Annotated in this window: 22 protein-coding genes; 16 read left to right on the forward strand and 6 right to left on the reverse strand. The window is 71.1% G+C overall.

All coding sequences use genetic code 11. From position 1 onward, the window contains the following. Window positions 1–39 precede the first annotated feature (39 nt). On the forward strand, window positions 40–2,403 hold the full coding sequence (locus RIC31_RS20405) for a methyl-accepting chemotaxis protein (RefSeq protein WP_350112021.1): 2,364 nt from the start codon (window positions 40–42) through the stop codon (window positions 2,401–2,403). 21 nt (window positions 2,404–2,424) lie between these two features. On the opposite strand, the gene RIC31_RS20410 is transcribed toward RIC31_RS20405, so the two are convergent. Further along, a complete protein-coding gene (locus RIC31_RS20410) occupies window positions 2,425–3,027 on the reverse strand; it encodes a GNAT family N-acetyltransferase (RefSeq protein ID WP_350112023.1) in 603 nt (200 codons plus the stop codon). A 148-nt stretch (window positions 3,028–3,175) separates the two neighbouring features. On the opposite strand from RIC31_RS20410, the gene RIC31_RS20415 reads away from it, so the two are divergent. The 3 genes from RIC31_RS20415 (at window position 3,176) to uvrB (ending at window position 6,603) form a co-directional block, all read left to right on the forward strand. Then, a complete protein-coding gene (locus tag RIC31_RS20415) occupies window positions 3,176–3,823 on the forward strand; it encodes an RraA family protein (RefSeq protein WP_350112025.1) in 648 nt (215 codons plus the stop codon). 31 nt (window positions 3,824–3,854) lie between these two features. Next, window positions 3,855–4,319 carry a PilZ domain-containing protein gene (locus RIC31_RS20420; RefSeq protein WP_350112027.1) on the forward strand — a complete coding sequence of 155 codons (465 nt, stop codon included), beginning with the start codon at window positions 3,855–3,857 and terminating at the stop codon, window positions 4,317–4,319. A gap of 76 nt (window positions 4,320–4,395) precedes the next feature. Continuing rightward, on the forward strand, window positions 4,396–6,603 hold the full coding sequence (gene uvrB / locus RIC31_RS20425; protein ID WP_350112029.1) for an excinuclease ABC subunit UvrB: 2,208 nt from the start codon (window positions 4,396–4,398) through the stop codon (window positions 6,601–6,603). A gap of 37 nt (window positions 6,604–6,640) precedes the next feature. Here the strand turns inward: uvrB and RIC31_RS20430 are convergent, their stop codons facing one another. Further along, window positions 6,641–8,746 (reverse strand): monovalent cation:proton antiporter-2 (CPA2) family protein, encoded by a 2,106-nt coding sequence (locus tag RIC31_RS20430; protein ID WP_350112031.1) that lies wholly within the window; start codon window positions 8,744–8,746, stop codon window positions 6,641–6,643. A 250-nt stretch (window positions 8,747–8,996) separates the two neighbouring features. On the opposite strand from RIC31_RS20430, the gene RIC31_RS20435 reads away from it, so the two are divergent. The 3 genes from RIC31_RS20435 (at window position 8,997) to uvrC (ending at window position 13,180) form a co-directional block, all read left to right on the forward strand. Next, the gene (locus RIC31_RS20435) at window positions 8,997–9,983 is read left to right on the forward strand and encodes a calcium/sodium antiporter (protein ID WP_350112033.1); all 987 of its coding nucleotides are present in this window, start codon (window positions 8,997–8,999) and stop codon (window positions 9,981–9,983) included. A gap of 65 nt (window positions 9,984–10,048) precedes the next feature. Next, window positions 10,049–10,828, forward strand: a complete 780-nt coding sequence (locus RIC31_RS20440) for an SDR family oxidoreductase (RefSeq protein ID WP_350112035.1) — start codon at window positions 10,049–10,051, stop codon at window positions 10,826–10,828. A 402-nt stretch (window positions 10,829–11,230) separates the two neighbouring features. Then, window positions 11,231–13,180: an excinuclease ABC subunit UvrC gene (uvrC, locus tag RIC31_RS20445; RefSeq protein WP_350112037.1), complete on the forward strand. Its 1,950-nt coding sequence runs from the start codon at window positions 11,231–11,233 to the stop codon at window positions 13,178–13,180. Between the two features lie 36 nt (window positions 13,181–13,216). Here uvrC and pgsA read toward each other — a convergent pair whose 3' ends face one another. Further along, window positions 13,217–13,819: a CDP-diacylglycerol--glycerol-3-phosphate 3-phosphatidyltransferase gene (pgsA, locus tag RIC31_RS20450; RefSeq protein ID WP_350112039.1), complete on the reverse strand. Its 603-nt coding sequence runs from the start codon at window positions 13,817–13,819 to the stop codon at window positions 13,217–13,219. Between the two features lie 223 nt (window positions 13,820–14,042). Continuing rightward, window positions 14,043–14,588 (reverse strand): DUF2062 domain-containing protein, encoded by a 546-nt coding sequence (locus tag RIC31_RS20455; RefSeq protein WP_350112041.1) that lies wholly within the window; start codon window positions 14,586–14,588, stop codon window positions 14,043–14,045. Window positions 14,589–14,701: 113 nt separating this feature from the next. Between RIC31_RS20455 and mobB the strand changes: the two genes are divergently transcribed. From mobB to RIC31_RS20500, 9 genes are all read left to right on the forward strand, one after another. Further along, window positions 14,702–15,214: a molybdopterin-guanine dinucleotide biosynthesis protein B gene (gene mobB / locus RIC31_RS20460; RefSeq protein ID WP_350112043.1), complete on the forward strand. Its 513-nt coding sequence runs from the start codon at window positions 14,702–14,704 to the stop codon at window positions 15,212–15,214. 4 nt (window positions 15,215–15,218) lie between these two features. Continuing rightward, window positions 15,219–16,493 (forward strand): molybdopterin molybdotransferase MoeA, encoded by a 1,275-nt coding sequence (locus RIC31_RS20465; RefSeq protein ID WP_350112045.1) that lies wholly within the window; start codon window positions 15,219–15,221, stop codon window positions 16,491–16,493. Then, a complete protein-coding gene (gene moaD / locus RIC31_RS20470; RefSeq protein ID WP_350112047.1) occupies window positions 16,490–16,741 on the forward strand; it encodes a molybdopterin converting factor subunit 1 in 252 nt (83 codons plus the stop codon). The genes RIC31_RS20465 and moaD overlap by 4 nt, the downstream gene beginning before the upstream one ends. Before the next feature lie 3 nt (window positions 16,742–16,744). Next, complete coding sequence (locus tag RIC31_RS20475; RefSeq protein ID WP_350112049.1) at window positions 16,745–17,197, forward strand: molybdenum cofactor biosynthesis protein MoaE; 453 nt, start codon at window positions 16,745–16,747, stop codon at window positions 17,195–17,197. Between the two features lie 112 nt (window positions 17,198–17,309). Then, window positions 17,310–18,116 carry an outer membrane protein assembly factor BamD gene (locus RIC31_RS20480; RefSeq protein ID WP_350112051.1) on the forward strand — a complete coding sequence of 269 codons (807 nt, stop codon included), beginning with the start codon at window positions 17,310–17,312 and terminating at the stop codon, window positions 18,114–18,116. Between the two features lie 3 nt (window positions 18,117–18,119). Continuing rightward, the gene (recN, locus tag RIC31_RS20485; protein ID WP_350112053.1) at window positions 18,120–19,835 is read left to right on the forward strand and encodes a DNA repair protein RecN; all 1,716 of its coding nucleotides are present in this window, start codon (window positions 18,120–18,122) and stop codon (window positions 19,833–19,835) included. Between the two features lie 31 nt (window positions 19,836–19,866). Further along, a complete protein-coding gene (gene ligA, locus RIC31_RS20490; RefSeq protein ID WP_350112055.1) occupies window positions 19,867–21,957 on the forward strand; it encodes an NAD-dependent DNA ligase LigA in 2,091 nt (696 codons plus the stop codon). Window positions 21,958–22,171: 214 nt separating this feature from the next. Further along, a complete protein-coding gene (locus tag RIC31_RS20495) occupies window positions 22,172–22,510 on the forward strand; it encodes a hypothetical protein (protein ID WP_350112057.1) in 339 nt (112 codons plus the stop codon). Window positions 22,511–22,790: 280 nt separating this feature from the next. Continuing rightward, complete coding sequence (locus tag RIC31_RS20500) at window positions 22,791–23,204, forward strand: YjiS-like domain-containing protein (protein ID WP_350112059.1); 414 nt, start codon at window positions 22,791–22,793, stop codon at window positions 23,202–23,204. Window positions 23,205–23,310: 106 nt separating this feature from the next. Here the strand turns inward: RIC31_RS20500 and RIC31_RS20505 are convergent, their stop codons facing one another. Then, entirely contained in the window at window positions 23,311–24,183 is an 873-nt protein-coding gene (locus RIC31_RS20505; protein ID WP_350112062.1) for a 50S ribosomal protein L11 methyltransferase, read from the reverse strand. A gap of 25 nt (window positions 24,184–24,208) precedes the next feature. Further along, complete coding sequence (locus tag RIC31_RS20510; protein ID WP_350112066.1) at window positions 24,209–26,650, reverse strand: ATP-dependent helicase; 2,442 nt, start codon at window positions 26,648–26,650, stop codon at window positions 24,209–24,211. Window positions 26,651–26,830: the final 180 nt, after the last annotated feature.

A 26,830-nucleotide genomic window follows, 5' to 3' on the forward strand; every position in this document is an offset into this window, starting at 1 on the left:
ATTCCCGCATTGGGTGATGGAGACCGGAGGATTTCGGATATGCGGATCGCCACCAGGATCGGTATCGGCTTCGCCGCGGTGGTCGTCGTCACCGGGGTGCTCGGCACCGCCGGCTGGGTCGAGCTTCAGCGCTATTCCGCATCCGTCGACGACGCCGACCGGATGGCGGCGATCGCCGACGCCGCCCGGTCCGCGGGCAACGACATCGACGCCTATCAGAGCAGCCGGGCCCCGGACCGGATCGCAGCCGCCCGCGGCAAGCTGGCAGCCGCGCGCGAGACGGCCGCGAACGAAGAGCTCGGGCAGGTGGTCGCCGGGGTCGAACGGGTGGAAGCGGCATTCGACCGGCTGGTCGGCCTGACCGAGACTTCCGCGGCGAGCCTGAGCGACCTGTCCGATCGGGTGACCGCGATGGCGGCGGTGGCCGAGGCGATCGAGCGCCACGAGGACAAGCACTTCGCCGACCTGACCGCGAGGCGCGACGAGGCGACCGCGGAGCAGCTGCGCCGCGTCGGTGCTGCCAGCCTGGCCGACGAACTCGGCCGGGCCACCCTGGAGGCGCAGTTCGCCACCTACAAGCTGCGCGCCGGCGAGGCCGACGCCGGCGCGAACGTCCGCAAGGCGCTGGCCACCATGACCAAGGCGGCGGCTGGGCTGCGCGAGCTGATCAGCACCGGCGCCGAGGCGCCGATCCTGGTCCAGCTCGGCCAGATCGTCGACGACTACCGGAAGGCCTTCGACAGCTGGAGCGAAGGCGGCGGCGCCGATGCGGATGTCGGCAAGACGCTCGACAAGGCGTCGCGCCGGATCAGCATGACCTCCGCCATCACCGCCCGCGCCCAGACGGACCACCGGCGGACCGCACAGGCCAGCCTGGCCGACGTGTCCTCGCAGCTGACCAGCGCCTCCGGGACCATCGCCTCGGCCACCCGGACCACGGCCGACATCCGGCAGCTGCGCCAGTCGGTCAACGCGGTGTTCGAGACCGGCGGCAGTGCCGCGGCGGTCGCCGACGCCCGCCATGGGATCGAGGAGGTGCGGGCCGACCTCACCAGGCTCGGCGCCTCGGCCACCGAGCCGTCGACCCACGAGTCCCTGGCCAAGCTCGGCGGGCTGCTGGAGGAATACCGCGCCGGCCTCGACGCGGCGCTGGAGACCCTGACCGGCCGGGCCACCGCCGTCGAGACGATCAGGCTGGCCACCGCCGAGGTGCTGGCGGCCGTGCACGCCGCGGTCGAGCAGGTCGCCGCGGCGCGCAGCGCCGAGGGCGAGTTCGCGCGGACGGTTATCCTCGGGGCCACCGGCGGTGCCGTCGTGCTGGCGCTGATCGTCGCCATCGTGCTCGGGCGCGGGCTCACCGGGCCGATCCGGGAGATGACCGGGTCGATGCGCCGGCTGGCCGACAACGACCTCGAGGTCGAGGTTCCCGGTCTGCGGCGCCGCGACGAGATCGCCGACATCGCCCAGGCGGTGCAGGTCTTCAAGGACAATGCGCTGCGCATGCGCGAGATGGAGTCCCGGCAGGCCGAGGCCGGCCGCCGGGCCGAGGATGAGAAACGCCGGCTGATGGACGAGCTGGCCGGCAGCTTCGAGGCGACGGTCGGCGCCATCGTCCAGGGCCTGGCCGGCTACGTCTCCGACGTGCGGGCCCGGGCCGAGGCCATGAGCCAGGCGACCGACGAGGCCCGGTCGCAGGCGACCGTGGTGGCCGGCTCGTCGGAACGGTCCAGCACGAACGTGCAGGCGGTGTCGGCGGCGGCCGAGCAACTGGCCGCGACCGTCACCGAGATCGGTCAGCAGGTCGGGCGCGCCGCGGCGATGTCGCGGCAGGCGACCGAGGAAGCCAGGCGCGGCGACGGCCGGGTGCAGGCGCTGGCGGCGACGGCCCAGCAGATCGGCGAGGTTCTGACCCTGATCACCGACATCGCCGAGCAGACCAACCTGCTGGCGCTCAACGCCACCATCGAGGCGGCCCGTGCGGGCGAAGCCGGCCGGGGCTTCGCGGTCGTGGCCTCGGAAGTGAAGTCGCTGGCCGGCCAGACCGCCAAGGCGACCGAGAACATCCGCGCCCAGATCGAGGAGATCCAGGCGGCCAGCCGCGATGCCGTCGACACCATCAAGTCGATCGCCGAAGTGGTTCAGTCGCTGGAGCAGATGAACTCCGCGGTCGCCTCGGCAGTCGAGCAACAGGGCGCCACCACCCAGGAGATCGCCCGCAACACCCAGGAAGCCGCGTCCGGCGCCAGCCTGGTCTCGTCGGGGATCGCCGACGTGTCGGCGGCATCCGAGCGCACCGGCGAGGGTGCCGCCGAGGTGCTGCACATGTGCGGCGAACTGGCGGCCTCCACCGGCACCCTGGAGCGCGAGGTCGGCGAGTTCGTCCGGCGGATCCGGACCGGCTGACCGGGCCCGGGTGGCGGTGCCTCAGGGCCGCTCGATGATCGGCACCTGGGGTGCCGCGTCCCTGGGCAGGGCCCCGGTCAGGCGCGGGTCGTCGGCGATCTCGATCTGCTGGCGGAACGGCACGAAGCCGGAGCGCCGGTAGAACGACAGCGCCGCCGGATGGTCGAAGGTGCAGGTATGCACCCACAGCCGCGTGATCGGATGCGCCCATGCCCGTTCGAGCGCCCGGTTCATCAGCCAGCGCCCCGCCCCAGTCCCCTGCGCCGCCGCCGTCAGCCCGAAGAACGCCAGTTCGCATTCCCCCGGCTCGCGGAAATCGAGCTCCAGCAGTCCCTCCGGCATTCCGTCGACCTCGAGCGCGTACACCTCTACCGCCGGGGCGTGCAGGATCGCGGCGAGCGCGTCGTCGGGCATCGACATCCGCGAGAACCACAGCCAGTCCTGGCCGACCCGGCGATACAGGTCGCGGTACCAGTCCAGGTCGGGCCGCTCGACCCGGCGCAGCGTCCAGCCGTCCGCCGGTCGCTCGGGCCGGGCCTCGGGCCGTGCCGTCATCTGCAGCGAGGTCACCACCGCGGCCTGCTTGCCGGGCGGCACGTCGATATACCCGTCGGGAAGGTTCATGGGGGGTCCTGCATCGGTCCTGTCATTGCCGGGCGAGCTATAGACCGCCTCGCGGTCCCGGAAAACCGGGATCGCGCCCGGCGCGCCGTGCTGGACGCAGCCCCCCTGCCGCGAGCTATGCTCCGGCAGACCCTGGAGGAGACGACCCTTGGACCTGAACAGCCTGCGCCGCGGCTTTGCCGACATCGCCACCAGCACCATCGCCAACGCCCTCGACGACCTGGGCGTCCACGGCGTCATCGTCGGCCTGCGGGCCGTGGTGCCGGGCACCAAGGCGATCGGCCCGGCGGTCACCGTGCGCGAGCAGACCGCGGCCTACGGCACCTTCCCGGTCGAGGACTTCAAGGTCGGCCACATGATCGAGGCGGCCGCCCCCGGCTCGGTCATCGTGGTCGACAACGGCGGCAACCCGGTCTCGACCTGGGGCGGGATGGCCAGCCGGGCGGCCCAGGTCAAGGGCGTGGCCGGCCTGATCGTCGAGGGCGGCGTGCGCGACTGGGAGGAGCAGCAGCAGTTCCGATTCCCGCTGTTCGCCCGCCACGTCGTGCCGACCCCCGGCAAGACCCGCATCAAGGTCGAGGCGATCGGCGAGCCCGTCACCATCGAGGGCGTGCTGATCCGGCCGGGCGACCTGATCGTCGCCGACGGCTCCGGCATCTGCGTGCTGCCGATCGAGAAGGCCGAGACGATCCTGCAGCTGGCGTCGAAGTTCGCCGCCGACGACCGGCAGGCCGAGGACGAGATCGCCAAGGGGCTGTCCTTCCGCGAAGCGCTCGCCAAGTTCGCGAAGATCTGAGAAGAAGGCGCGTCACTGGGTGGAGGGCAGCATGACCGAGGACGTCGCCGAGCAGTCGCTGTCGGACCGGCTCGCCCGGGTGCAGGAGAACCTGCGCGGCCTCCTCGACCGTGCGGCCGACCCGGCCGCCGTGGACGCGCTGGAAGCCGCCGCCCACGAGATCGGCCTGGTCCGCCTGATCCTCGACACCCCGCGCCCCGGTTCCCGCCGCGTCCACATGCGGGTGCCCGAGACCATCGGGACCGCCCTGCTGGTCGGCGGGCGCGAGGTCGATGCGGCGATCGTCGACATCTCGGTCGGCGGCGTCGGGCTTGTCACCGACGAACGGCTGCCCACCGGGACCCGGCTGAAGGTGGCGGTCCCGCCGGTCGGCTGGATCGAGGCCGAGGTGGTCGCCGGCGAAGGCGACCGGCTGCACCTGCGGTTTCACGCCGGCCTGGCCGACACCGACCAGCAGCGCGCCCTGCTCGACCTGGTGCTGCGGCACTACGAGTAGCCGGACCGCGGGCGAATTTCCGGCGTCGCCCGCTCGGGGCTTCCACCGCCGCTCCGTTCGCCCTATGTTCCCGTCCATGAGCAGTCAGATCGCCGAGCGTGAACGGCCGGGGCCGCTGCATGGCGCGGTCGCCCCGGACCTCAAGTCCGACGTGGCGCGCCAGGATGCCGGCGTGCCGTTCCAGGTGGTGTCCGAGTTCGCGCCGGCCGGCGACCAGCCGCAGGCCATCGAGGCGCTGATCGCCGGCGTGCGGGCGAACGAGCTCGACCAGGTTCTGCTCGGGGTCACCGGCTCCGGCAAGACCTTCACCATTGCCCACGTGATCCAGGAGATCAAACGGCCGACCCTGATCCTGGCCCCCAACAAGACCCTGGCGGCCCAGCTCTACGGCGAGATGAAGAGCTTCTTCCCGCACAACGCGGTGGAGTATTTCGTCTCCTACTACGACTACTACCAGCCGGAAGCCTACGTCCCGCGCACCGACACTTTCGTCGAGAAGGAGGCGTCGGTGAACGAGCAGATCGACCGGATGCGGCACTCGGCGACCCGCGCGCTGCTGGAGCGCGACGACGTCATCATCGTCGCCTCGGTGTCCTGCATCTACGGCATCGGCGCGGTCGAGACCTACGGCAACATGATCGTCACCCTCAAGGTCGGCGCGACGGTCGACCGCAACCAGGTGATGCGCCGGCTGGTCGAGCTGCAGTACAAGCGCAACGACGCCAGCTTCCACCGCGGCACCTTCCGGGTGCGCGGCGACAGCCTGGAGATCTTCCCGGCCCACCTGGAAGACCGCGCCTGGCGGCTGTCGCTGTTCGGCGACGAACTCGAGGCGATCCACGAGTTCGACCCGCTGACCGGCGAGAAGACCGCCAGCCTGGAGCAGGTCCGGGTGTTCGCGAACTCGCACTACGTCACCCCGAAGCCGACGCTGCAGCAGGCCGCCCGGTCGATCAAGGAGGAGCTCAAGCAGCGCCTCGACGAGATGCACCGGGCCGGCAAGCTGCTGGAGGCGCAGCGCCTGGAGCAGCGCACCACCTTCGACATGGAGATGATCGAGGCCACCGGCTCCTGCGCCGGCATCGAGAACTACTCGCGCTACCTCTCCGGCCGCGCGCCGGGCGAGCCGCCGCCGACCCTGTTCGAGTACCTGCCGCGGAACGCCATGCTGATCGTCGACGAGAGCCACGTGACGGTTCCGCAGATCGGCGGCATGTACAAGGGCGACTACGCCCGCAAGTACACGCTGTCGGAATACGGCTTCCGGCTGCCGTCCTGCATGGACAACCGACCGCTCAAGTTCGAGGAGTGGGAGGACATGCGGCCGCAGACCGTGTTCGTGTCGGCGACCCCGGGACCTTGGGAGATGGAGCGCACCGGCGGCGTATTCGTCGAGCAGGTGGTGCGGCCGACCGGGCTGATCGACCCGGTCTGCGAGATCCGGCCGACCAAGAACCAGGTCGACGACGTGATCGCCGAGTGCCAGGACGCGGCGGCGCGCGGCCACCGGGTGCTGATCACGGTGCTGACCAAGAAGATGGCCGAGGCGCTGACCGAGTACATGAACGAGGCCGGCATCAAGGTCCGCTACATCCACTCCGACGTGGAGACCCTGGAGCGCATCGAGATCATCCGGGATCTCAGGCTCGGGATCTTCGACGTGCTGATCGGCATCAACCTGCTGCGCGAGGGCCTGGACATCCCGGAATGCGCGCTGGTCTGCATCCTGGACGCCGACAAGGAGGGCTACCTGCGCTCCAAGACCTCGCTGGTGCAGACCATCGGCCGGGCGGCCCGCAACATCGACGGCCGGGTGCTGCTGTACGCCGACCAGATGACCGCCAGCCTGGACTACGCGCTCGGCGAGACCCAGCGCCGGCGCGAGCGGCAGATGGAGTACAACGCGAAACACGGCATCACGCCGGAGAGCGTGAAGAAGAACATCGGCGACATCCTCTCCAGCGTCTACGAGCGCGGCGACCACGTCACCGTCGACACCGGCTCCGAGGAAGGCGATCTGGTCGACAAGCCGATCCGCCAGATCATCGAGGAGCTGGAGGTCCGCATGAAGGCGGCCGCCGCCGACCTGGAGTTCGAGGAGGCGGCCCGCATCCGCGACGAGCTGAAGCGCCTGGAGGCGGCCGAGCTCGGCATGACCCTGGAGGGCAAGCCGCTGCCGAAGGGCGCTGTCGTCAGGCTGAAGGTGCCGATCCAGCCGCCCAGCGGCCGCCCGCCCGAGAAGGGTCGCGGCAGCGGCCGGCGGCCGCCGCGCCGGGGGCGGTAGGCGGGCCAGGCCGGCGGGGCAGACGCCAGGCGGCCCTTCAGCCCGAGCCGGACGAAGCCGTCCGCGACGTATCGCCTTCGCCGGGATCGCCGGCGTCCGGCTCCGGCCGGTCGCCGCCGGGCGCGGCCTCACCCGGATCCTTCGACCCGGCCGCGGGTTCTTCCCGGGCCGTGTCGGCGGGCGGCGCCGGCTCGGCGGGGACCGGTCGAGCATCCCGTATCGCCCCGGCCTTCTCCCCGACGGCCGCCGAGACTTCCGCCTCCGCCTCCGCCTCTGCCCCCTCTTCCGCTCCCGCCCGCTCCGCCTCCTCGGCCCGTTCGGCCAGCTCCAGGCGTTCCGCCTCCTCGCCGATCATGGCCGCCGCCAGGAGCTTGTCGGTCGGCTCGCCGGCCGCCTCGGATTCTCCGGCAGGCCGCACGCCGATCGGGTCGGTGATGCCGTCGACGAAGCGCAGCTGGCGGATCAGTTCCTCGATGTCCCGCCAGTCGGTGCCGGCCCGTCGCAGCACCTCGCCGCCGAGCTGCAGGCTGGCCTCCAGGGTCTCCAGCACCGTGCCCTCGACCCCAAGTTCCTCCAGCCGGCGGGCGTGAATCGGGTCGCGGGCCCGGGCGTAGATGGGCAGCGCCGGGAAGTTGGCGCGCAGATGCGAGACCGTGCGGTCGACCGCCGGCCCGGCAGTGGTCAGGGTGACAACCACCGCCCGGGCCCGCTCGCCGCCCAGGCGGCGCAGCACCTCGTGCCGGCTGGCGTCGCCGTAGAATGCCGGCTGGCCGGCCCGACGGGCCTCGCGCACCCGGTGGGCGTCGGTGTCGAGCGCCACATAGGGCACCAGCTTGGCGTCGAGCAGCCGGGCCACGGTCCGCCCGACCCGGCCGAAGCCGGCGATGATGATGTGGTCCTCGAACCCGTCGGCGCCGTGGTCGCCGGCCCCCAGGGTCTGGTTCTGGCGATGCTCGAGCAGGTTGCCGATCCGCCCCGCCACCGCGACCAGCAGCGGGGTGGTCGCCATGCTGATGGCGATCACCAGGAAAAGCAGGTCGCTCAGCCCGTCGGTGATGAGCGTGTGCGAGTCGGCGAGACCGAGGATGACGAAGGCGAACTCGCCGCCCTGGGCCAGCAGCGCGCCGGTCCGCAGTGCCGCTGCGAACGGCATCCGGAATGCCAGGGTCAGCGCGACCACCACGACCAGCTTGAGCGCGACGAACCCGGCCAGGAAGGCCAGCACCGTGAGCGACTCGCGGAACGCCAGGCCGAGGTCGACGGTCATCCCGACGGTCATGAAGAACAGGCCGAGCAGGATCCCGCGGAACGGCTCGATGTCCGCCTCGACCTGGTGGCGGAACTCGCTCTCCGACAGCAGCAGGCCGGCCAGGAACGCCCCCAGCGCCATCGACAGCCCGACCAGCTGGGTCGCCCAGCCGATCCCGAGAACCACCAGCAGGGTCATCGCCGTGAACACCTCCGGCGCCTTCGCCGCGGCGATCACGTGGTACAGCGGCCGCAGCAGCTGGCGGCCGGCGATCACGATCACCGCGAGCGCGGCGAGCGCCTTCAGCAGCGCCACCGCGAGCGCCAGCGCGATCGACTCGCCGTCGCCGCCGCCGGCGATCAGCGGCACCACCACCAGGATCGGCACCACCGCCAGGTCCTGGAACAGCAGGATCGCGAAGGCCGCCCGGCCGTGCCGGGTGGCCATCTCGCCACTTTCGTTCATCAGCTGCAGCACGAAGGCGGTCGACGACAACGCCAGCGCGGCGCCGACCACCGCGCTGGTCGCCGGGCCGTAGCCGAGGGCGATCACGGCGCCGGCGACCAGCAGGCCGGTGACCACGACCTGGGCGGCCCCCAGCCCGAACACCAGCCTGCGCATCACCTTGAGGCGCTCGAACGACAGCTCCAGGCCGATCGAGAACAGCAGGAACACGACGCCGATATCGGCGAGTTCGCGGGTCTCCTCGACGTCGTCGACCATGCCCAGCGCATGCGGGCCGATCACCGCGCCGGCGGCCAGATAGCCGAGCACCAGACTGAACTTGAGGCGGCGCAGCAGGGGTGCCACCAGGACGGCGGCGGCCAGGAACACCAGCGCGTCGCCGATGGTGCCGCCATGACCGTCGGCCGGCATGCCCCCGAACGCGCTCAACAGGGTTTCCAAGACCTTCCTCCGGTCACCGCGCGACTCCGGGACGGTAGCCCGCGTACCGCCCGGCGGCCAGACATCAGACAAATATCCAGGACTGGCGCATTGAAATATGGCAAAGAATCACCACAACTTGAGCCATGCGGCGCCGGCTGGGGCCGCCCCTCCGACAGCGGCCCGTGATGATCCTCGAGAACCGACGCCATGTGACGAAGTTCTGGAGCGCTCGGGGTGCCGGGGACCGGCCGCAGCGATGATCTCAGCAGCCTGGATATTCGCCGGCCTGGTACTCCTGCTCCTCGGGGCGGAAGTGATGATCCGCGGCGCCGTCGCCATGGCGCGGCGGGCCCGCATCAGCCCGCATGTCATCGGGCTCACGGTGATCGCGTTCGGGACCTCTGCGCCGGAGCTGTTCGTCAGCCTGAAGGCCGCCCTGCACGGGTCGCCAGGCATCGCCATCGGCAACGTCGTCGGCTCGAACATCGCGAACATCCTGCTGATGATCGGGACGGTCGGCGTGGTCACGCCGTTCGTCTGCCGGGGCGCGCCCCTGAAGCGCGACGGCCTGGTCCTGATACTCGCCACCGTGCTGTTCGTGGCCGCCGGCCTCAACGGCATCATCGAGCGCTGGCATGCCGGGCTCATGCTGGCGCTGCTGATCGGCTACCTGATCTACTGCTACCGCGAGGAACGCCGGGCCGGGGCCGAGAGCCTGCACGCCAAGGAGGTGGCCGAGTTCGACCAGCTGCCGACCAGCATGTGGCGCAGCGTCCTGTACACGATCGGCGGGCTGATCGCCGTGCTGGCCGGGGCCCGGCTGCTGGTCGACGGCGCGATCGCCGTGGCCCAGGTGGCCGGCATCTCCGAGACCGTCATCGGCGTCACCGTGGTAGCCGTCGGCACCTCGCTGCCGGAGCTGGCGACCACCGTGGTGGCCGCGATGCGGCGGCATTCGGACGTCGCGCTGGGCAATATCATCGGCTCCAACATCTTCAACACGCTCGGCATCCTGGGCGTCGTATCGCTGGTGCACCCGCTCGAGATTCCGGCCGAGGTGCTGTCCGCCGACCTGTGGATCATGGCGGCGATCACGGTCGCGTTCGTCGCCCTGGCGATTCGCCTGCCGGCGTTCAACCGGCCCTGGGCGATCCTGTTCTTCCTGGGCTATGCCCTGTTCATCACCGAGCAGTTCCTGCCGGCGGGCGCCTGGGCCTCGGCCTTCGAGATTGCCGCCAACTGACATGCGCCGGCATGCCGGCCCGCGCGCACGCTTGACGTCGCGCGCGCGTTCGACAGGCTAGAGCCATGACGCAGCGCGCGCCCTGCCCGATCCCCCGTTCCGCCCTGATCACCGGCGCCGGCAAGCGCGTCGGCCGGGCGATCGCCCTGCGGCTCGCCGAGGCCGGCTGGAACATCGCCGTACACTACGGCCGCTCGCGCGACGATGCCGAGGCGACCGTGGCGGCGATCCGCGAGCACGGGGTCGAAGCGGCGGCGCTGGACGCCGATCTCGCCGTCGAGCAACAGGTCGACGGGCTGGTCGGCCGGGCGGCGGCGGCGCTCGGTCCGATCGGGCTGCTGGTGAACAACGCCTCGGTGTTCGAACCCGACCGGCTGGCGACCGTGACCCGGGCCGGCTGGGACCGCCACATGGCGACCAACCTGCGGGCTCCGGTGGTGCTGATGCAGCAGTTCGCGGCCCGGCTGCCCGCCCGCAACGACGGTGTGATCGTGAACATCCTGGACCAGCGGGTCCTCAATCCGACCGAGGAGTTCCTGTCCTACACGGTCACCAAGATGGCGCTGCACGGCCTGACCCGGACGCTGGCGCTGGACCTGGCGCCGCGCATCCGGGTCTGCGGCGTCGGTCCCGGCCCGACCATGGCGAACACCCGCCAGCAGTCCGACACCTTCGATGCGCAGGCGGAATCGGTACCGCTGCAGCGCGCGGTGGACCCGTCGGAGATCGCCGAGGCGGTCGCCTACCTGGCCGGAGCCCGCTCGATCACCGGACAGATGATCGCCGTGGATGGCGGCCAGCATCTGTGGTGGGCGCCGCCGTCGGACAGCACGCCGCGCGACTGAGGCGCCACCGGTGCCACATCCTGCAGGCGACCTGGACCCTGGAATTCTGCCAGGATTCCGGAGGCTTGAACGGACCGGGAAGGCCGCGGCGCGCCCGCGCGGAGGCCGAGTTGTTCACACCCCACCCGGGATCGCGATACCGCAACGCCTCTGTCAAGGAATTATCGTTTTGTAAAAGTATCTTAACATTGAACACAAAGCATTTTCTTGAATATCAACACGTTACAGAAAATGCTCAAAAATTAGGCAATGTCATGAATCCCCATGGAGTCCTAGGCCTCTGCGATTGCCTCCAAGGGTTATCCACACGGTTTTCCACGATTCCCGTGGATTACCCTTGCAACCGACAGGCCGCGCCAGACGGCGCTTGACGCCAGGGCGGCGGATGCCCATCACGGAACCATGAGCGACAGCGCCTTCGCCGACCCGCCGACCGGAACCGAGCGTGCACGACGACGCCGGCGGACCGTACCCGACATCGAGCGCGGTGTCGCGGCGATCCGCGAACACCTGCGGACCATGCCGGCCGGCCCGGGCGTGTACCGCATGCTCGACGACGACGGCGACGTGCTCTACGTCGGCAAGGCGCGCAGCCTGAAGAAGCGGGTGGTCAACTACACCCACGCCGCCAAGCTGCCGCACCGGATCTTCCGGATGGTGAGCGAGACCGCCCGGATGGAGGTGGTCACGACCCACACCGAGGTCGAGGCCCTGCTGCTCGAAAGCAACCTCATCAAGCGCCTCAAGCCGCGCTACAACGTGCTGCTGCGCGACGACAAGTCGTTCCCGCACATCCTGATGACCGGCGACGGCGCCTACCCGCAGATCACCAAGCACCGCGGCGCCCGCACCCGCAAGGGCGACTATTTCGGTCCGTTCGCCTCGGCCGGCGCGGTCAACCGCACGATCGCCGCGCTACAGCGCGCCTTCCTGCTGCGCAACTGCAGCGACTCGATGTTCTCGGCGCGGACCAGACCCTGCCTGCAGTACCAGATCAAGCGCTGCAGCGCGCCCTGCGTGGGGTTCGTCTCCGAGGCCGAATACGCCGAACTGGTGGACGAGGCGCGGCGCTTCCTGACCGGCCGCAGTCACGACGTGCAGCAGGAACTCGCGACCCACATGCAGGAGGCGTCCGACGCCCTGGAGTTCGAGACCGCGGCGATCTACCGCAACCGCATCCGGGCGCTGACCGCCATCCAGGCGCACCAGGACATCAACGTCGAGGGCATCGAGGAAGCCGACGTGATCGCGATGCATGCCGAGGGCGGGCATTCCTGCATCCAGGTGTTCTTCTTCCGGGCCGGCAGCAACTTCGGCAACCGTGCCTATTTCCCGAGCCACGACAAGGACACCGAGGATGCCGACGTGCTGGCCGCGTTCATCGGCCAGTTCTACGACGACAAGCCGCCGCCCCGGCTGATCCTGCTGTCGCATGCGGTGCCCGAGGCCGCGCTGATCGCCGAGGCGCTGTCGACCCGGGCCGACCGCAAGGTCGAGCTGCTGGTCCCGCAACGCGGCTCCAAGCGCAAGCTGGTCGAGCACGCCACCCTGAACGCGCGCGAGGCGCTCGGGCGCCGGATGGCGGAGAGCGCATCGCAGCGCCGGCTGCTGGACGGCGTGGCGCAGGCGTTCGGGCTGGACACCACCCTGGAGCGGGTCGAGGTCTACGACAACTCGCACACCCGCGGCACCAACTCGGTCGGCGGCATGATCGTCGCCGGGCCCGAGGGCTTCGTGAAGAGCGCCTACCGCAAGTTCAACATCCGCAACGTCGCCGACGGCGAGCGCGACGAGCGGGTCGACGAACTGGAGGCCGGCGACGACTACGCGATGATGCGGCAGGTCCTGACCCGCCGGTTCGCGCGCGCCCTGAAGGAGGACCCGGAGCGGACCGCCGGCACATGGCCGGACCTGGTGCTGATCGACGGCGGCGCCAACCACCTGACCGTCGCGGTCGAGGTGTTCGCCGAACTCGGCATCGCCGACATTCCCGTGGTGTCGATCGCCAAGGGCCCCGACCGCGACGCCGGGCGCGAGCGGTTCTTCATCCCCGGCCGCGAGCCGTTCGTGCTGGAGCGCCGCGACCCGGTCCTGTACTTCCTGCAACGGCTGCGCGACGAGGCCCACCGGTTCGCGATCGAGACCCACCGGGCCCGCCGCACCAAGGCGCTGGGCAGCAACCCGCTCGACGAGATTTCCGGCATCGGCGCGCGTCGCAAGAAGGCGCTGCTGCACCATTTCGGCTCGGCCCGCGGGGTCGCGCGCGCCGGCCTGGCCGACCTGGAGGCCGTGGACGGGATCAGCAGCACTGTTGCGAAGCGGCTCTACGACTTCTTCCACGAGGACGGCTGAGGGAGGACGGCTGAGGCCGGCCCTGCCGCCCTTCGGCTACGACGCGGTACCGGCCGGCTTGGCGCCCGACTTCACGCGTCGCTCTTCGCCCGCCAGATGGCTGAGGCCCGATCGCACGTAGTCCCAGCCGGTGACAAGGGTGAACCCCGCCGCCACCCAGAGCCCGACCTCACCGACCTGCTGGGAATGCGTCCAGGCCGGGGCGGACTCGCCGATGATCAGGAACCCGATCGCCACCAGTTGCACAGTGGTCTTCCACTTGGCGAGCCGGCTCGACGGGAGGCCGATACGCAGTTCCGCCAGAAACTCCCGGAGCCCGGACACCAGGATCTCGCGCAGCAAGATCACCAGCGCCGCCAGCACCGTCCATCCGGACACATAGTCCTTCGAACAGAGAATCAGAAGACAGGCGCCGACCAGGAGCTTGTCGGCAATCGGATCCAGCAGTCGGCCAAGCGCCGACTGGGCTTCCAGGACGCGCGCCAGGTATCCGTCGAGATAGTCGGTGATGCTGGCAAGCGCGTACAGCCCCAGCGCGACCCAGCGCAGGGTGTCGCCGCCGATCCACAGGCACGCGATGAGCGGCGGCAGGACCAGGATCCGCGAAAGCGTCAGCAGGTTCGGAAGCTGGGCGAGCATCGCGCTCGTTTCTCCGTGGCCGGATCCGAATTGACGCGAACCATATTGCAATTACGCCCGGGTGCGAAACCGGTCGAGAGCGGGTTGCGCGGGTTTGCCGCGACGGCGCGCGAAACCGGCATTTTCCGATCCGGCCGCCTGTCCCCGCTTCGACCCGGCGCCGCGCCGCGCCGCCGCGACTCGCGGGCCGTCCCGGCGGCCCGCCGTCGCGTTGCCGGCTGCCTCAACCGTTCTCGTGGACGACCTGCGGGCGGGCTTCCCGGCGACGCCGGGCCATCGCGACCTGACGCGCCTGGCGCCGCGCCACCCGGCGCTCCAGGAACCGCTCGATCAGCACGCCGAGCCAGTAGCCCAGCGGCCACCCGACCAGCATGAACGGCAGGCTGCCGACGACGATGGCCACGGCGCCGTCGCCGAGCGTGGTGAGCATCTGGTGAACCTGATGCTCGGACTCGAACTCGACCGCCGCAGCGCACGACAGCGCCCGGCAGCCGATCAGGTAGTAGAGGGTATAGGTCGGAACCATGGTCAGCGGATTGACCACCAGGGTCCCCACCACGGCAATCACCATGTCGAACAGGTAGCGCCCGGCGAGCCGGTTCACGATCAGGACGATGATCAGGCAGATGACCATCTGCAGGCCGACGGTCGGCGAGAAGCCGACGACCATCCCCATCGCCATGGAACGCGCGATGACTCCCTTCGACAGGGCCATCCGCCTGCCCTGGCGCATGATTTTGGTAACGATCCGCTTCAGCAGTGCCTTCAACTAACGCTCCGGGGTTTCGGGCTCGGGCCCGAGCGTATATTTGCGCTAGATACGGAACAACCGTATCCGGTAGCGCCGATGAATATGGCGTAAAGATGGGTCGAGGAAATGCCATGCGCGTGTTCGGACTTGCGGGTTGGTCGGGGAGCGGCAAGACGACGCTGATGTGCCGGCTGATCCCGGCCCTGGTCGGGCGCGGCCACCGGGTGTCGACGATCAAGCACGCCCACCATGCATTCGACGTCGACCAGCCGGGCAAGGACAGCTACGAGCACCGGGCCGCCGGGGCGACCGAGGTGCTGATCGGATCGGCCGCGCGGTTCGCGCTGATGCATGAACTCCGGGGCGCCCCGGAGCCGGAGCTCGGCGACCTCCTGGCCCGCATGGCGCCGGTCGACTTCGTTCTCATCGAGGGCTTCAAGCGGACCCATCATCCGAAGCTGGAGGTTTATCGCAGCGTGGTCGGCAAACCCCCGCTATGGCCATCCGACGAGGCGGTGGTGGCGGTCGCCAGCGATGAGACCCAGCCCGACTGTCCGCGCCCGGTCCTGGCCCTGGACGACATCGAGGCGATCGCCGATCTGATCGAGGCGCGTGCCGTCGACCCGGCCACGCTGCTACGGTGAGCCGATGGTGCAGCTGACAGACGACTGTTTCGCGTTCGACGGCGGGCTGATGCCGGTCGACCAGGCGCTCGCGCGGGTGCGGGAACGCCTGGTGCCGGTCACCGCGGTCGAGACGGCGCCGCTGGACGCGACGCTCGGGCGCATCCTGGCAGCCGACGTCACGGCCGACATGGACGTGCCGCCGCACGACAACTCCGCGGTCGACGGCTGGGCGGTCTACGCCGCCGACCTCGCCGCCGACGGCGAGACCCGCCTGCCGGCCGGCGGGCGGGTGGCGGCCGGCGAGCGCCTGGACCGCCCCCAGCGACGCGGCGAGACGGTCCGGATCTTCACCGGTGCCCCGATGCCGCTCGGCCCCGACGGTGCCCCGGGTCCGGACACCGTGTTCATGCAGGAGGACTGCCGGCTCGACGGTGCGACCGTGGTGTTCCCGGCCGGAATCAGGCGCGGCGCCAACCGGCGGTTCGCCGGCGAGGACGTCAGGACCGGGACCACCGTGCTGCGTGCCGGCCGCCGGCTCGGCCCTCCGGACATCGGCCTGGCGGCGTCGATCGGACTGCGCGCGCTGCCGGTGCGGACCGGGCTGCGGGTCGCGGTGTTCTCGACCGGCGACGAGGTCCGCGAGCCGGGCTCGGAGCGCGGCGCCGCAACGATCTACGACTCCAACCGCTACACCCTGAAGGCGCTGCTGCGGGCGCTCGGCTGCGCGGTCACCGACCTCGGCATCCTGGCCGACGACCGCGAGACCATCCGCGCCGCCCTGGTCGACGCCGCGGCCGGGCACGACGTCCTGATCACCTCGGGCGGGGTGTCGACCGGCGAGGAGGACCACGTGCGCGCCGCGGTCGAGGCCGAAGGCCGGCTCGATGCCTGGCGGCTGGCGATCAAGCCGGGCCGGCCGGTCGCGCTCGGCGTGGTGCGCGGCAAGGCCTTCCTCGGCCTGCCGGGCAACCCGGTGGCGGTCGTGGTCACCTTCCTGCACGTCGCCCGGCCGGTGCTGCTGGCGCTCGCCGGCGCCGAGGTGCGCGACCCGCCGCGGTTCCCGGTGCGGGCCGCCTTCGACTACCGCAAGAAGCCCGGGCGCCGGGAGTACGTCCGGGTTCGGCTCGAGCCGGTCCCGGGCGGCCTGCCGGTCGCGCGACGCGCCGGCAGCGAGGGTGCCGGCGTGCTGTCGTCGCTGGTCGCCGCCGACGGGCTGGTGGAGCTGGCCGACGACGCCCTGGGCCTTTCGGAGGGCGACACCGCCGCCTATCTGCCGTTCAGCGAGGTGATGCGATGAAGGTTCTGTATTTCGCCTGGGTCCGGCAGCGGATCGGGTTCGGCCACGAGACGGTGAGCCCGCCGGACGGGGTGGCGACCGTCGCCGGGCTGGTCGACTGGCTGCGGACCCGCGGGCCCGGCTACGCCGAGGCGTTCAAGGACACCCGTGCGATTCGCTGCGCGGTGAACCAGGAATACGTCGAGCCGGACCATCCGATTGCAGACGGCGACGAGGTCGCGTTCTTCCCGCCGGTCACCGGAGGCTGAGCCATGACGGTCCGGGTCCAGGAGGCGGATTTCGACCTCGGCGCCGAGTTGGCGGCGCTGACCGCCGGGAACCGCCGGATCGGCGGGCTCGGCGTATTCGTCGGGCTGGTGCGCGACGTCGCCGGCGATGCCGCGGTCGCCGGCATGACGCTCGAGCACTATCCCGGCATGACCGAGCGCCAGCTCGAAGCGATCGAAGCCGAGGCGCGGTCGCGCTGGCCGCTGGAGGCCAGCCTGATTGTGCACCGGGTCGGACGGCTGGAGCCCGGCGACAATATCGTGCTGGTGGCGTGCGCCTCGGCCCATCGCCAGGCGGCGCTGGACGCCACGGCCTTCCTGATCGACTGGCTGAAGACCAAGGCGCCGTTCTGGAAGCTGGAAGAGACCCCGGACGGCGCGAACTGGGTCGACGCCCGCGAATCCGACGATGCCGCCGCCGCCCGCTGGAACCGCTGACACGCGTGTCGCGCCGAGGCCCGGGGCCTGCGCCCGGCTCTTCCCTCGGGCGGCCGCTGGCCGTATGTTCCGGTCAGCCGCTCGTCCCGACCGGAACACCGCCCGGATGCCGATGCCCAGGTTACGTCTTTCCGCCCTCGTCCTGACCCTCGTCGCGCTTGCCGGCTGCGGCTCGACCGACGAGACGCCCTATGTGGAGCGTCCGGTCGAGGAGATCTACAACGAGGCCTACGACGCCGCGCTGACCGGCGACTTCAAGAAGGCGGCGCCGCTGTTCGACGAGGTCGAACGGCAGCACCCCTATTCGGTCTGGGCGACCCAGGCGCAGCTGATGGCGGCCTATGCGCTGTACCAGGCCAACAACTACACCGAGTCGGTGAACGCGCTGGACCGCTTCATCCAGCTGAACCCGTCCAATCCCAACGTCGACTACGCCTACTACCTCAAGGGCCTCTGCTACTACGAGCAGATCGTGGACGTCGGCCGCGACCAGAAGCTGACCCGCCGGTCCCTGGACAGTTTCGAGGAGGTGGTCAAGCGCTTCCCGACCTCGAAATACGCGCGCGACGCCCGCCTGAAGATCGACCTGACCCGCAACCACCTGGCCGGCAAGGAGATGTCGATCGGCCGCTGGTACCTGACCCGGGGCCAGTATCTGGCGGCGATCAACCGGTTCCAGCGGGTCGTCGAGCAGTACGACACCACCGAACAGGTGCCGGAGGCGCTGCTGCGCCTGACCGAGGCCTATGTCGCCCTCGGCCTCCAGGACGAGGCCAAACGGACCGCGTCCGTCCTCGGCTACAACTACCCCGGCACGGACTGGTACGAGGATGCCTACGCGCTGGCCACCACCGGTGAGGCCCGCTCCCAGGCCGAAGGCGACACCGGCTGGTTCGGCTGGGGCCTCGGCCCGTTCTGATCAATGCTCGCCGCGCTCGCGATCCGGGACGTGGTGCTGATCGACCGGCTCGATCTCGCCTTCGCGCCGGCGCTCTCCGTCCTCACCGGCGAAACCGGGGCCGGAAAGTCGATCCTGCTCGACGCGCTCGGTCTCGCCCTCGGCGCGCGGGCTGATTCCGGCCTGGTCCGGCACGGCCGCGAGCAGGCCAGCGTCACCGCCGAGTTCGACCCGCCGCCCGGGCACGCGGTCGACGCCATACTCGCGGAGGCCGATCTCGAACCACGCGACGGCCCGCTGATCCTGCGCCGGGTGGTCACCGCCGACGGGCGGTCGCGCGCCTATGTCAACGACCAGCCGACCAGCGTCGCCCTGCTGCGCCGGCTGGGCGACGCCCTGGTCGAGATCCAGGGTCAGTTCGATCAGCGCGGCCTGATGGATCCCGCGACCCACCGCGAGACCCTGGATGCCTTCGCCGGACTCGGGACCCAGGCCGGGACGGTCCGGACCGCCTGGGGCGCCTGGCGGGACGCGGTGTCGCGGCACGCCGAGGCGCGCGCCGCCCTCGAGAAGGCCCGGGCCGACGAGGACTGGCTGCGCCACGCCGTGGACGAGTTGGACCGTCTGGCGCCGAGCGAGGGCGAGGAGCAGCGGCTGAGCGACACCCGCGCGGTGCTGGCGAATGCCGAGGCCGTGCTGTCGGCCATGAACGCCGCGGCCGACGCGCTGGCCGGCGAGGACGCCGGAGCCGACAGCGCCGTGGCCCAGGCCCAGCGGGCCCTGGACCGGGTCGCCGACCGGGCCGGCGGCCGGCTGGCGGCGGCCGCCGCCGCCCTCGACCGGGCCGCCGCCGAGATCCAGGAAGCGGTCGCCGAACTGCAGTCGGCCGCCGACGACATCGAGGCGGACTCCGGCCGGCTGGTCGAGATCGACGATCGCCTGCATGCGCTCCGCGACCTGGCCCGCAAGCACGGGATCGAGCCGGACGACCTGCCGGCGCTGCACCGGGCCCTGGTCGACCGCCTCGCCTCGCTCGATGCCGAGGGTGGCGGCCTGTCGGCCCTGGCCGAGGCCGAGCGGCGTTCCCGCGCCGCCTACCTGGCGGCCGCCGAGGCGCTGTCGGCAGGCCGCGGCAAGGCGGCCGGCCGGCTCGACAAGGCGATCGCCGTCGAACTGCCGCCGCTCAAGCTGGAGAAGGCCCGCTTCGAGACCGCCGTCGAGCGTCTCGACGAGGCGCGCTGGGGGCCGGACGGCCTGGACGCGGTCGGGTTCCGGGTCGCGACCAATCCCGGGACTCCGCCGGGCGCGCTGAACCGGATCGCCTCGGGCGGCGAGCTGTCGCGCTTCCTGCTGGCCCTGAAGGTGGTGCTGGCGGAGTCCAGCACGGTCCCGACATTGGTGTTCGACGAGGTCGACTCCGGGGTCGGCGGTGCGGTCGCGGCGGCGGTCGGCGACCGCCTGGCGCGGCTCGCCGGCCGCCTGCAGGTCCTGGTCGTCACGCACTCCCCGCAGGTCGCGGCGCAGGGCGTGCACCACTGGCATGTCGAGAAGCGGGTCGCCGGCGAGGCCGTGACCACCTCGGTGGCGGCGCTCGACAGCGCCGCCCGTCGCGAGGAGATCGCCCGCATGCTGTCGGGGGCGGCGGTCACCGCCGAGGCGCGCGCCGCCGCCGACAGCCTGCTGGCGCAATCGAGCGGAAGCCGGGCCGGCGGCGACCGCGCGGTCGGGGCCGGGCCGTGAAGCGGATCCGGGTGGAGACGGGAAGCCGACGATGACCACCGATGCCGACATCGCCGACAAGCCGGTCGAGGCCCTGGGCGATGCCGAGGCCAAGGCCGAACTGCGCCGCCTCGCCGACGCCATCGCCGACGCCGACCGGCAATACCACGTCGAGGACGCCCCGGTCCTGACCGACGCCGAATACGACGCCCTGCGGCGGCGCAACGAGGCGATCGAGGCCCGGTTCCCCGACCTCAAGCTGGAGGACAGCCCGAGCGAGCGGGTGGCGCCCGGTCCGGCCGAGGGCTTCGCCAAGGTCCGCCACGCCAGGCCGATGCTGTCGCTGTCGAATGCCTTCGACGACGAGGACGTGCGCGAGTTCGAGCGCCGCGTGCGCCGGTTCCTGAGCCTCGGCGAAGCCGACGAGGTGGCGCTGGTCGCCGAGCCCAAGATCGACGGGCTGTCGGCGTCGATCCGCTATGTCGACGGCAGGCTGGCCGTCGGCGCCACCCGCGGCGACGGCACCGAGGGCGAGAACATCACCCGCAACCTGGAGACCCTCGACGACGTCCCGACCGAACTGCCGGCCGGGGTGCCGGCGGTGCTGGAGGTCCGCGGCGAGGTCTACATGACCAAGGACGACTTCGTCGCCCTCAACGACCGCCAGGCCAAGGCCGGCAGCAAGATCTTCGCGAACCCGCGCAATGCCGCCGCCGGCTCGCTGCGCCAGCTCGACCCGGCGATCACCGCATCCCGCCCGTTGCGGTTCTTCGCCTATTCCTGGGGCGAGGTCAGCGAGGATTTCGCCGACACCCACTGGGGGTTCCTGCAGAGGCTGGAGGCCTGGGGCTTCACCACCAACCCGCTGTCGAAGCTCTGCGGTTCGGTCGACGAGGCGCTGGCGGTGTATGCCGACATCGGCGCCCGCCGGTCGGCCCTGCCCTATGACATCGACGGCGTGGTCTACAAGGTCAACCGGCTCGACTGGCAGCAACGGCTCGGCATGGTCAGCCGGGCGCCGCGCTGGGCGATCGCCCACAAGTTCAAGGCCGAGCAGGCCGAGACCGAGTTGAAGGCCATCGAGATCCAGGTCGGCCGCACCGGCGCCCTGACCCCGGTCGCCCGGCTGGAGCCGGTCAAGGTCGGCGGCGTGACCGTGTCGAACGCGACGCTGCACAACGAGGACGAGATCCGGCGCAAGGACATCCGGGTCGGCGACACCGTGGTGATCCAGCGCGCCGGCGACGTCATCCCGCAGGTCGTGCGGGTCCTGACCGAGAAGCGTCCCGCCGGCAGCGTCGAGTATGTGTTCCCCGAGACCTGCCCGGAATGCGGTTCCGACGCCGTGCGCCCCGAGGGCGAGGCGATCCGGCGCTGCACAGGCGGGCTGATCTGCCCGGCCCAGGCGGTCGAACGGCTGAAGCACTTCGTCAGCCGCGACGCCTTCGACATCGAGGGCCTGGGCTCGAAGCAGATCGAGGCGTTCTGGCGCGACGGCCTGATCAGGCGGCCCGGCGACATCTTCCGCCTGAAGGCCCACCGGAACCTGCTGATCGGCGAGAAGGGGACGAAGACCCTCTCCACCGACAACCTGCTGGCGGCGATCGAGAACCGCCGGGTCATCGGGCTCGATCGCTTCGTCTACGCCCTCGGCATCCGCCAGGTCGGGCAGGCGACCGCCCGGCTGCTGGCCATCAACTACGGGACGCTCGACGCCCTGCGCGCCGCGCTCGCCGCGGCGCACGACCCGGAGAGCGAGGCCTACGCCGACCTGGTCAACATCGACCAGATCGGCTCGGCGGTCGCCAAGGATCTCACCGACTTCTTCGCCGAGGCGCACAACCGGGAGGTTCTCGACGACCTGGCCGGCGAGCTGACCATCGAGCCGTTCGCGGCCCCGGTCGCCGCCGACTCGCCGGTCGCCGGCAAGACCGTGGTGTTCACCGGCACCCTGGCCCGGGTCGGCCGCAACGAGGCCAAGGCGCGGGCCGAAAGCCTGGGCGCCAAGGTCGCAGGTTCGGTCTCGAAGAAGACCGACTATGTGGTGGTCGGCGCCGACGCCGGCTCGAAGGCCGCCAAGGCCGAGGCGCTGGGGGTCCGGACGCTGACCGAGGACGACTGGTTCGCGCTGATCGGCGAATAGCTCGTCCCGACGAGTATCGTCGAAATATCAACCACCTAACCAAAGGCTAGGCGCAGCCCCGCGCGCAGCGTCGCAGAGCCATGCAAAAACGTCATACGCCACGGCCGCATTTGCTCTTTCCAGGCGCGATAGGCGCTCTTATGTGGGGTTTCGTAGTGACATCAATGGTGCCCGGCGAAGGAACTGCGACGGCGCCCGCGATACGGAGCAGGCCATGATGAACCCGACGACCAGCGGCTGGCTCGATCGCTACGTCGCCTCCCGCGAGGCCTCCCTGGAATCCGTGACCGACCTCGACCGCGCCGGACAGGGCGTGGTCGACCGTGACGTCCGGTTGGGAACCCTGACCCGCGCCATTCGTTCCTTCTTCGCTGTCCACCGTCCGCGCCGGCGTTCCCTGGTCGACGTGGACGACCGCGTGCTCGCCGATCTCGGCATCGCGCGTCGGCAGGTCGTGGAACTGGCCGCCCGTGCCACCGAGGCGCGCTGGTCCGCCCACGATCCATCCCTGCCGTCGGTCGCGAACGCCAATTCGAGGTTCCGGGCCGCCTGAGGCGGTTCGGTTCAGCCGGATCCTCCCGCCAGACGGACCGGCTTCATTCCCTAGACTCCTACCTACGGATGCGCCCCTCCCCGGAGGGGCGCATCTTTTCGGGGCAAGCGTCCCGCCAGACACATGGCAGGGGACGCTATCCATGCATCGGGCGCAATGCTGCGCTGCAAAACCGCTGCTGGGCGCGCGCGCCGGCAGGTCCCAATTATCCCGTCAACATGACGGACCCTAGACGACAGACTTCGCCCAAGGTCCGAGACCCATTCTCGGAGAGACTGAAATGACGACCGACACTTTCCTGACCGACAGAGCGCTGAACGGCGCCCCGGTCGATGCGCTGGCCCTCTTCATCGAGGCGCGCCGCGCCCGTGACGCCTACGTCGCCCGGGCCCTGTCCCGCGGCACGCGCAGCGTGACGTCCCGCCTGTTCGCCGGCCTCGGCGCCTGGCTGCGCAAGCGCCGGGCCCTGGCCGAGCTGAGCGAGCTCGACGCGCGGCTGATGGCCGACATCGGCCTCGACCGCGCCGCCTTCGCCGCCGGCATCATCCGCCGGATCGATACCGACCGGGCGCAGGCGATCGCGACCACTTCACTGGCACTGGGGGATCGCCCGACGACCCGTCATGCCGCGGAACCGCATCTGGCCCCGGCCGTTGTGCCGGCAGCCGCCAACGACTCGCGCTGGGCCGCCTGACCTCCTCCCCTCCCCCCAGTTAGGTATTCCGGCGCGTGGAACGGCCGGCGACCGCAAGGTCGCCGGCCGATTTCTTTCGGGGACGACTTCCTTCGAGGATGGGGCGCTATCCGAGAACCAGCGCGCTCCAGCCGTCCCGGCGGTACCGCCGTATCAGCCGCAGGCCCTGGGCCCGGTGCGCGGCGATCACCCGGGCCTCCTGGTCGGTCATGAGCCCCGACAGGATCGCCCGCCCGCCCGCCGCCAGCCCGCGGGCGAGTTCGGGCGCCATGGCGCACAGCGGTCCTGCCAGTATGTTGGCCAGCACCAGGTCGTAGGGTGCGGCGCCCTGCACCAGCCGCGAGCGCCAGCCGCGCGAGGTGCCGGTGCGGATGCGGGTGGCGGTGCGGTTCAGCCTGGCGTTCTCCGCCGCCGTGGCCACCGAAACCGGATCCAGGTCGACCGCCACCACGCGCGCCGTCGGCAGCAGCTTGGCGGCCGCCATCGCCAGGATTCCGGAGCCGCAGCCCAGGTCCAGGATCCGCCGCGGCCGGCTGCGGCGAAGCTCGTCCTGCAGCGCGCGCAGGCACAGCGCCGTGGTCGCGTGGCTGCCGGAGCCGAAGGCGCGCGCCGCGTCGACGACCAGCTCGATCGACGCCGCCGGCCGCTTCTCGCTCACATGGCTGCCGCGCACCCAGACCCGGCCCTCGCGGATCGGCGGGAAGGACTGCCGGTTCAGGGCCAGCCAGTCGACCTCGGGCAGCGGCTCGATCACCGTGTCCGGCGGCGGCGTGCCGACGGTGGCGGCGGCGATCGCCAGGGCCGCGACGATCGCCGGCCGCTCCGGCTCGCCCTCGCTCAACCCCTCGATCGACCAGGTGCCGCCGGGCGCATCCTCCATGGCGGTCAGCGCGCTCACATAAGGCTCGAGCGCGGCCGAAAGCGCATCGGCGGCGCGGGCGGGCGCGGTCAGGGCGATCCGCCACAGCGGCGTGGTCATGCGCAGGGTCTCCGCGTTGCCGGCATCACGGGGTCGACACGAAGGTCTCGACCACCTTCTTCACCCCGGCGTGGTCGAACTCGATCTCCAGCTTGTCGCCGTCAACGGCCTTGACCGTGCCCATGCCGAATTTCTGGTGGAACACCCGGTCGTCGACGGCGTAGCGCGACGGCTTCGAGCGGTCGACGGTGTAGCCCTCGCCGTCGATGGTCGGCGCGCGGCTGCGGATGCTGCCGCCGCCGCGCCGCATGTAGCCGGGCCCGCGGCCGGCGACCCCGCCGGCGGAATCCCACCGGCTGCCGCGCGCCGCCCCGAAGCTGCCGGCGCCCTCGTCGCGGTCGAAGGTCAAGCCGTCGCGCCGCCCGCCATAGCTGCCACCCCCGTAGCCACCCGAGCCGTAGCCGCCGCCCCCATAGGCTCCCGAGCCGTGACCGCCGGTGGCGCCGTACAGGCCGGCCTCGGAGATGATCTCCACATGCTCGCCCGGCAGCTCGGAGACGAAGCGCGACGGAATCGCGCTCTGCCACAGCCCGTGCACCCGGCGGTTGGCGGCGAACACGATCTCCACCGACCTGCGGGCCCGGGTCAGTCCGACATAGGCCAGCCGCCGCTCCTCCTCCAGGCCGGCGGCGCCGTTCTCGTCGAGCGCGCGCTGGTTCGGGAACAGCCCCTCCTCCCAGCCCGGCAGGAACACCACGTCGAACTCCAGCCCCTTGGCGGCGTGCAGGGTCATCAGGCTGATCTTGGCCTCGGCCGGGTCGTCGGCGTTCTCCATCACCAGGCTGATGTGCTCCAGGAAGCCGCCCAGGGTCTCGTACTCCTCGAGCGCGGTGACCAGTTCCTTGAGGTTCTCCAGCCGGCCCGGCGCCTCCGGCGAGCGGTCCCTCTGCAGCGCCTCGGTGTAGCCCGACTCGTCCAGCACCATGCGCACCAGGTCGGGCAGCGCCTCGACCTGCGCCGCCTCGCGCCAGCGCCCGAACGCCTCCATCAGCGCCCGGATATTGCGGCGCGCCGCCGCCGGCAGCTCGTCGGTCTGCACCAGGGCGTCGACCGCCCGGGTCAGCGACAGGCCCTGGGCCCGGGCATAGCCGTGCACGGCCCGGATCGTGGTGTCGCCGATGCCGCGGCGCGGGGTGTTGACGATGCGCTCGAACGCCATGTCGTCGTCCGGCTGGTGGATGACCCGCAGATAGGCGACCGCGTCGCGGATCTCCTTGCGCTCGTAGAACCGGGCGCCGCCGACCACCCGGTACGGGATGCCCAGCGTGATCAGCCGCTCCTCGAACTCGCGGGTCTGGAAGCCCGCCCGCACCAGCACCGCCATCTGGTTCAGCACCACGCCCCTGCGCTGGAAGTCCTCGACCCGGTCGCAGACGACGCGGGCCTCCTCCTCGCCGTCCCAGACGCCGCGGACCACCACCTTGTCGCCGTGGTCGCCCTCGGTCCACAGGGTCTTGCCGAGCCGGCCCTCGTTGTTGGCGATCACGCCGGAGGCGGCGGCCAGGATGCGCGAGGTCGAGCGGTAGTTCTGCTCGAGCCGGACCACGGTGGCGCCCGGGAAGTCGGTCTCGAACTTCAGGATGTTGCCGACCTCGGCGCCGCGCCAGCCGTAGATCGACTGGTCGTCGTCGCCGACGCAGCAGATGTTGCGGTGGCCCTGGGCCAGCAGCCGCAGCCACAGGTACTGGCAGACGTTGGTGTCCTGGTATTCGTCGACCAGCAGGTAGCGGAACCGCTCCTGGTAGTCCTTGAGGATCTCCGGCCGGGTCTGGAACAGGGTCAGGTTGTGCAGCATCAGGTCGCCGAAATCGGCGGCGTTTTGCGTGATCAGCCGCTCCTGGTACTGCCGGTAGACCTCCTGCAGCCGGCCGCCGGCCATGTCGCCGGCCTCGGCGACGCCGACCTTGTCGGGCCCCTGGCCGCGATCCTTCCAGCGCTGGATGACGCCCATCACCACGCGGGCCGGCCAGCGCTTGTCGTCGATGCTCTCGGCCTGCAGCACCTGCTTGAGCAGGCGGACCTGGTCGTCGGCGTCGAGGATGGTGAAGTTTGAGCGCAGGCCGACCACTTCGGCGTGCCGGCGCAGGATGCGGGCGGCCAGCGCGTGGAAGGTGCCGAGCCAGACCTGCTCGGCGGCCGGTCCGACGATCCGGGCGACCCGCTCCTTCATCTCGCGCGAGGCCTTGTTGGTGAAGGTCACCGCGAGCACGTTCCACGGTCGCGCCTTGCCCATGGCCAGCAGGTGGGCGAGCCGGGTGGTCAGCACCCGGGTCTTGCCGGTGCCGGCGCCGGCCAGCACCAGCACCGGCCCGTCGAGCGCCTCGACCGCCTTGCGCTGGGCCGGGTTGAGCCCGGAGAGGTAGCTGTCGGGCCGCGGCGCGTGGATCGGCGGTGCCGGCGGCAGCGCCGCGGGATCGCGGGGATCCGGGTCGCGCGGGTCGGAACGATTGGAGAACAGATCGGCCATGCCCCGGATATAACATGCGGGCGGCGACGGCCCAGGGGCAAAATCGGCCTGCATCCCGCATCGCCGCCAGCCGCGACGCGCGGCCGGCCGGGTGACGGACGCCGTTACGTGCCGCGCTGCATAGCGGGGCATCCACCCCAACCGGCCGACGGCATGACAGAGACTAGTAATGCTACAGAA

The organism is Thalassobaculum sp., from assembly GCF_040219615.1.
Taxonomy (GTDB): Bacteria; Pseudomonadota; Alphaproteobacteria; order Thalassobaculales; family Thalassobaculaceae; genus Thalassobaculum_A.